The organism is Mesorhizobium sp. M7A.F.Ca.CA.003.01.2.1, assembly GCF_003998945.1.
GTDB classification, from domain to species: domain Bacteria; phylum Pseudomonadota; class Alphaproteobacteria; order Rhizobiales; family Rhizobiaceae; genus Mesorhizobium; species Mesorhizobium ciceri.
The window spans coordinates 1-5,490 of the sequence record NZ_RZRA01000324.1 but is presented as its reverse complement, the minus strand read 5'-3'; the positions used below and the strand labels follow the sequence as shown (position 1 = coordinate 5,490).

The 5,490-nt window shown below is 61.4% G+C and carries 9 protein-coding genes; 5 read left to right on the top strand and 4 right to left on the bottom strand.

Annotated elements, in window-relative coordinates:
* Window positions 1-364: DUF2157 domain-containing protein (locus EN969_RS14985; protein WP_127419215.1), on the bottom strand; the 364-nt coding region annotated here is incomplete at its 3' end.
* A gap of 239 nt (window positions 365-603) precedes the next feature.
* Between EN969_RS14985 and EN969_RS14980 the strand changes: the two genes are divergently transcribed.
* From EN969_RS14980 to EN969_RS14960, 5 genes are all read left to right on the top strand, one after another.
* Window positions 604-744: a DUF1127 domain-containing protein gene (locus EN969_RS14980; protein ID WP_013531315.1), complete on the top strand. Its 141-nt coding sequence runs from the start codon at window positions 604-606 to the stop codon at window positions 742-744.
* Window positions 745-793: 49 nt separating this feature from the next.
* The gene (locus EN969_RS14975) at window positions 794-934 is read left to right on the top strand and encodes a DUF1127 domain-containing protein (protein WP_013531314.1); all 141 of its coding nucleotides are present in this window, start codon (window positions 794-796) and stop codon (window positions 932-934) included.
* Between the two features lie 392 nt (window positions 935-1,326).
* Entirely contained in the window at window positions 1,327-2,736 is a 1,410-nt protein-coding gene (gene trmFO, locus EN969_RS14970) for a methylenetetrahydrofolate--tRNA-(uracil(54)-C(5))-methyltransferase (FADH(2)-oxidizing) TrmFO (RefSeq protein ID WP_063168111.1), read from the top strand.
* 3 nt (window positions 2,737-2,739) lie between these two features.
* On the top strand, window positions 2,740-3,306 hold the full coding sequence (locus tag EN969_RS14965; RefSeq protein WP_063168112.1) for a hypothetical protein: 567 nt from the start codon (window positions 2,740-2,742) through the stop codon (window positions 3,304-3,306).
* A gap of 44 nt (window positions 3,307-3,350) precedes the next feature.
* A complete protein-coding gene (locus EN969_RS14960; protein ID WP_013531311.1) occupies window positions 3,351-3,668 on the top strand; it encodes a type II toxin-antitoxin system ParD family antitoxin in 318 nt (105 codons plus the stop codon).
* A gap of 11 nt (window positions 3,669-3,679) precedes the next feature.
* Here EN969_RS14960 and EN969_RS14955 read toward each other — a convergent pair whose 3' ends face one another.
* From EN969_RS14955 to EN969_RS14945, 3 genes are all read right to left on the bottom strand, one after another.
* Entirely contained in the window at window positions 3,680-4,630 is a 951-nt protein-coding gene (locus EN969_RS14955) for a sterol desaturase family protein (protein ID WP_174564975.1), read from the bottom strand.
* Window positions 4,630-5,058 carry a hypothetical protein gene (locus tag EN969_RS14950; protein WP_027160420.1) on the bottom strand — a complete coding sequence of 143 codons (429 nt, stop codon included), beginning with the start codon at window positions 5,056-5,058 and terminating at the stop codon, window positions 4,630-4,632. Before EN969_RS14950 ends, EN969_RS14955 begins: the two co-directional genes overlap by 1 nt.
* Before the next feature lie 83 nt (window positions 5,059-5,141).
* A partial coding sequence (locus tag EN969_RS14945) for a squalene/phytoene synthase family protein (RefSeq protein WP_164758266.1) occupies window positions 5,142-5,490 on the bottom strand: 349 nt, incomplete at its 5' end.

Here is a 5,490-nt window from a genome sequence, read left to right as displayed (position 1 = left end):
GGCCGATCAGCGCGATCGAGCCGCCGAAAGCCGCGGCCGCCACGATCCACAGCGCTTCCCCGATTGCCGCATGGTCGCGGGCCTTCAGCACCGCGCCGCCGACATAGCCGCCAAGGATGACGGCAAACAGCGCCGCCACGCGCGCCAGCCTCGGGATCGCGTCCCAATTGGCGGCGACGAAAATCAGGATGGCGGCGCCGAACAGCAAGGCGGCCATCATAGCCAGGATCGAGCCGAAGCTCAGCGACTTGCGCTCGTTGGCCTCGACATCGCGCGCCAGCGAATCGGCCGTCGCGGCGTCGATCATGCCGGCCTGCTGCCAGCGCGCGATATCCGCCCTGACCCGCGACGAATAGCTCGCCATGCTGCTTCTCCCCCCCAAGTTTGGTCTTTTTTGCAGCCGATCCGGTCAAGCCGTTGACGCTTAGGCATTTTCCGATTCGGGTTTCTTTGTGTCAGGTCCGTGAACGAGCGTTAATGCTGCATTGCACAATTTGCATTGCTGCCATGCAGCCATAGCGCTTTTAAATCGATATGGGTCCGCCTATTTATAGTTCGTACACAAACGGAATGATCCGCAAGAAAGACGAAACGAGAACTACCATGAACCTGATCCGCAACTACCGCAACTGGCGCCGCTACAGGGACACCGTGTCCGAGCTGAGCCGCCTGAGCAACCGTGAACTGACCGACCTCGGCATCAGCCGCAGCGACATTCCTTACGTCGCTCGCAAGGCGGTCTAATTCTTCGGACCGCGAATGGTCCGAACCAGTTTTGAAAAAGAGAACGACAATGAACCTGATCCGCAACTATCGTAACTGGCGCGTTTATCGCGAGACGGTTACCGAGCTGGGTCGCCTTTCGAACCGCCAGCTGCATGATCTCGGTATCGTCCGCGACGAAATCAAGATCATCGCCCGCCAGGCGATCTAGACAGAATTTCGCCAGGGTCGACCTCCTCCCCGACCTTGACGAATACGGTCACCCCTTACCTCCTCCCAAGGGTTGACCACCAAAACGGCGCCCGCCGCACCTCCTCCCGCGGCGGGCGCTGTTTCCCAGGGGCAAGACGAATTTTGCTCCAGAGGTTTCGCCCCTTCTAAAAATGGCGAAAGGAATTTCGTCAAAGCCGACCTCCTCCCCGGCAATCACAAATATGCCCGCCCTTCCCCTCCTCCCGAAGGTCGACCCGAAAAACGACACCCGCCGGACCTCCTCCCCCGGCGGGTGTTGTTGTTTTCACGAGGCGCTCCCATCAGCAGCTGTTTGCCCCGCACCGCGCACGGCAATTGCAATCGCCGCACCAAGCGATTATTCCGGCGCTCATGAGCAAAAACCCAATCCACATCATCGGCGGCGGCCTCGCCGGTTCCGAAGCCGCCTGGCAGGCAGCGCAAGCCGGCGTGCCCGTCATCCTGCATGAAATGCGGCCCGTTCGTGGCACCGATGCGCACAAGACCGATAGCCTGGCCGAGCTCGTCTGTTCCAATTCCTTCCGCTCCGACGACGCCGACAACAACGCGGTCGGCCTGTTGCACGCCGAAATGCGGCTGGCCGGCTCGTTGATCATGAGCGCCGGCGACGCCAACCAGGTTCCGGCCGGCGGCGCGCTGGCCGTCGATCGCGACGGATTCGCCGATGCCGTGACGAAAAAACTCGAAGCACACCCGCTGATCACCATCCGGCGCGAGGAAGTGCCAGGTCTGCCGCCGACGGATTGGGACCAGGCGATCGTTGCCACGGGTCCGTTGACCGCCCCCGGGCTTGCCCAGTCGATCGCGGAAGCGACCGGCGCCGATGCGCTCGCCTTCTTCGACGCCATTGCGCCGATCATCCATTTCGACACGATCGACATGAATACCTGCTGGTTCCAGTCGCGCTACGACAAGGTCGGGCCAGGCGGCACCGGCAAGGACTACATCAATTGTCCGATGGACAAGGACCAGTACCTTGCCTTCGTGCAAGCGCTGGTCGACGGCCAGAAAACCGAATTCAAGCAATGGGAAGGCACGCCCTATTTCGACGGCTGCCTGCCGATCGAAGTCATGGCCGAGCGCGGTGTCGAGACGCTACGCTACGGGCCTATGAAGCCGATGGGGCTGACCAATGCCCACAATCCGACGGTAAAGGCCTATGCCGTCGTCCAGTTGCGGCAGGACAATGCGCTGGGCACGCTCTACAACATGGTCGGTTTCCAGACCAAGTTGAAGCATGCCGAGCAGGTGCGCATCTTCCGCACCATACCGGGTCTCGAAAACGCTGATTTCGCCCGTCTCGGCGGCCTGCACCGCAACACCTACATCAACTCGCCGACCTTGCTCGACGCTTCGCTGCAACTGAAGTCGCGGCCCGGCCTGCGTTTCGCCGGCCAGATCACCGGCTGCGAAGGCTATGTCGAAAGTGCGGCCATCGGCCTGCTCGCCGGCCGCTTCGCCGCAGCGGAGCGGCTCGGCCTTGCTCCGTCCCTGCCGCCGCTGACCACGGCCTTCGGCGCTCTGCTCAACCACATCACCGGCGGTCATATTGTCTCCGATGACGAGCCGGGAAAGCGCTCATTCCAGCCGATGAACGTCAATTTCGGCCTGTTCCCACCTGTCGAAGCTCCGAAGGCCGAGGGCAAACGCATGCGCGGCAAGGACAAGACCGTTGCCAAGCGGCACGCCATCACATCGCGTGCGCAGGCTGATTGCCGAGAATGGCTAGGGCTGCCGGCACAAGCGCAAGCCGCCGAGTAGTCCGTGGCCAAGCACTCCGAGCTGCACCAGCTTCTGCCGTCGGACCTGCCGCCGAGTGGCGAACCTTTCGCCGGCGACTACGAAATTTGCTGGAGCATCTATGTCAGATGCACCAACCTGCGGAAGCTGCGCGAAGTTCATATACCCGCTATCGAGGCGCTAATAGGTCAGCCTCACGGGGGCCAAGGTTGGCTGTACGAAAATGAAAATTACAATGAGAACCGTGATCGAAGCTTGAAGAGAATCATTGCCGTTCAGCCTGTCGAAGGTCCCTACAATGACCGGCTAATTCTGGATTTCATGAAAGCGATCTATTCGCTGTCATCCTTCTGGGCGATCCAAGCCCGTCTGGATCCCTCACATCCTCATGGCGCCTACCTCAGTGCACGATTCACGCAGGAGGCTCCCAGCTCGGAGGCGCCGGCTATTGTCGACGCGCTGGTTGAGTTCGAAGCCAATTTTACAGATTTGGGGGGCCATGAATTCGGCCGGCATTTCGGCACAACTCGGCGCATTAGCGCCACCATGCCGGATGGTTCGGAAGCTGGCCGGGCGAAACCCAGGCGCTAGGACCTCATCGTTGGCCGCACGGATGAAGCAGGATACAATCCCACTTGCTGTCCAATGGGAGCCGTTCCACGGAATTCGCCGAGAAACTTTCTGTCACAGTCACGCCAGCAATGGCCCGCCTTATCCGCCAAAAAGTCGAAGACGGCTCTTTCGGCTCGGCGAGCGAAGTCATCCGCGCGGCGCTCCGGGCCTTCCAGCGCGAGGAAGAGGAGCATGCCGAGCGCCTAGCCGCGATCCGGGCCAAGATAAAGGCTTCGATCGAAGATACGCGTCCCGCTATTCCGCTGGATCACGCCATCGCGCAAGTGAGGGAACGAATCGCGCAATTGGCGTACGACAGCGATGACGACGGACCCTCCTGACATAAGAAGTTCTACTCGGCGGGCTCGACACCCACGCTTGGCAACCCAGGCTTCCCCGCCTCAGCAGGATTTCGCCTGACATAGGCAGCCTTCAAACTCTCCGAAGTCTCGCGCGAGCCGTCATGGCTCCAGCCGGGAGGCTTGATCAGATAGTTCAGGCGATCGCTCAAGGTCAGACCGGGCGCAAAGGCATCCCTGAACATGCCGATCCATTCATGGAATGCCACTTTCAGCGGATTGAAGGTGCCGAGATTCCTGACGATGCCGTAGCGCGGCCGGTCTTCTTCCAGTTCCCCGACGAAGGTGCCGAACATGCGGTCCCAGATGATCAGCGTGCCGGCATAGTTGGCGTCGAGATAGCGCGGATTGGTGGCGTGGTGGACGCGGTGGTGTGAGGGCGTGTTGAAGACGAACTCGAACCAGCCCCACATCTTGCCGATGGTCTCGGTGTGGATCCAGAATTGCCAGACCAAATTGAAGCCGAAGGTGAAGGCAATCACCGCCGGGTGGAAGCCGAGCAGCACCAGCGGCGCCTGCAGCACGAACATGAAGGTGAACAGGCCCGTCCAGCTCTGCCGCAGCGCTGTCGACAGATTGTAGTGCTGGCTGGAATGGTGGTTGACGTGTTCGGCCCACACCCAGCGCACCCGGTGCGCGATGCGGTGATAGAAATAGTAGCGCAGATCATCGAGCAGGAAGGCCACCAGAAAGACCCAGATCGACAGGCCGAGATTGAAGACGCGGAACTGCCAGAGCCACAGCAACGCCCAGTAGGACACGACGCCAAGCAGCAGCCCGGCAACGACATTGCCGGTACCCATCATCAGGCTGGTCAATGTGTCGCGCGTTTCGAACGAACCCTTGGCACGGCCGGTGCGCACCAACCAAAGCTCGATCAGGATCGCGACAACGAAGAACGGGATGGCCAGTTGAGTGACCTGCGGAAAATTGTAGTCGTCCATCATGCCGCCTCTCCGCCGAAACTCTGCGGCTCAAGCGCCTTCAGCAAGCCTTGCGCATCCGTTGCGCTGGCAAAGCGGAAGCGGCCGCCCTTCCAGGTGAAATCGGCGAGCCGCAGCGAGACCGTATTCCCGTCTCCAGCGTCCAAAATCGTGACATCTTGAGGCGTGACGATGCGGGTCAAGAAGCAGTCGCCTACGCTGTGAACGATCCCGAAGCGCCCTCGCCCGATATCCAGGAACGCGGTCCCGGCATCTGCTGTCAGGCGGACTGCCGCCACGATCTCGTCGGGAAAATCCTCGGCGAACCGGCTCTTCGCATGATCTGCGCCACTGAGCGTCGCCGTCTTGCTGCCGCCAGTGAAATGCACCGCGGCAACCGACAGCGCGATGCCAAGGGCGACGATCGCAACCAGCAAAGGCAAGCTCATTGAATGGGTATCTCCTCCGGCCGGCCTGTCGTCTATGGCGACAGTTTTGGCGCGGAGACTTCTTAGCACGGTTGACGTTTACGTCAAAGTGCTGGCCAACCCTTGCTCGCGCGGCGCAGCAATAGCCAATGCCGGCGCAAGGCCGAGAGCCGCGCCACGCCACCGAACGGCGAGCCATTCTCCATCTTGCCGAGATAGGCGCGCGACAGGGCCAGCGGCAGGAATGCCGGGCGCAGCGAGACCGGGAGAGCCGGTGCGCCTTGCTCGAAGGCGGAAAGATGTTCCCGTGCCAGCGCCATCATCGCCGCCACCGCGCGTTTGGCGCCGGATCCGCCGTCGCCGGTGACGAATTCTTCCGGCGACGATCCCGCTGCCGCCAGAATGTCGGCCGGGACAAAACATTGTCCGCGCTGGCGGTGCAGCGGCAACAGC

Excerpts from the sequence above, each read along its gene's own strand:
- EN969_RS14955 (WP_174564975.1), bottom strand. The coding sequence starts at position 4,630 with ATGGACGACTACAATTTTCCGCAGGTCACTCAACTGGCCATCCCGTTC.
- trmFO (WP_063168111.1), top strand. The coding sequence starts at position 1,327 with ATGAGCAAAAACCCAATCCACATCATCGGCGGCGGCCTCGCCGGTTCC.
- EN969_RS14975 (WP_013531314.1), top strand. The coding sequence starts at position 794 with ATGAACCTGATCCGCAACTATCGTAACTGGCGCGTTTATCGCGAGACG.
- EN969_RS14950 (WP_027160420.1), bottom strand. The coding sequence starts at position 5,058 with ATGAGCTTGCCTTTGCTGGTTGCGATCGTCGCCCTTGGCATCGCGCTG.
- EN969_RS14980 (WP_013531315.1), top strand. The coding sequence starts at position 604 with ATGAACCTGATCCGCAACTACCGCAACTGGCGCCGCTACAGGGACACC.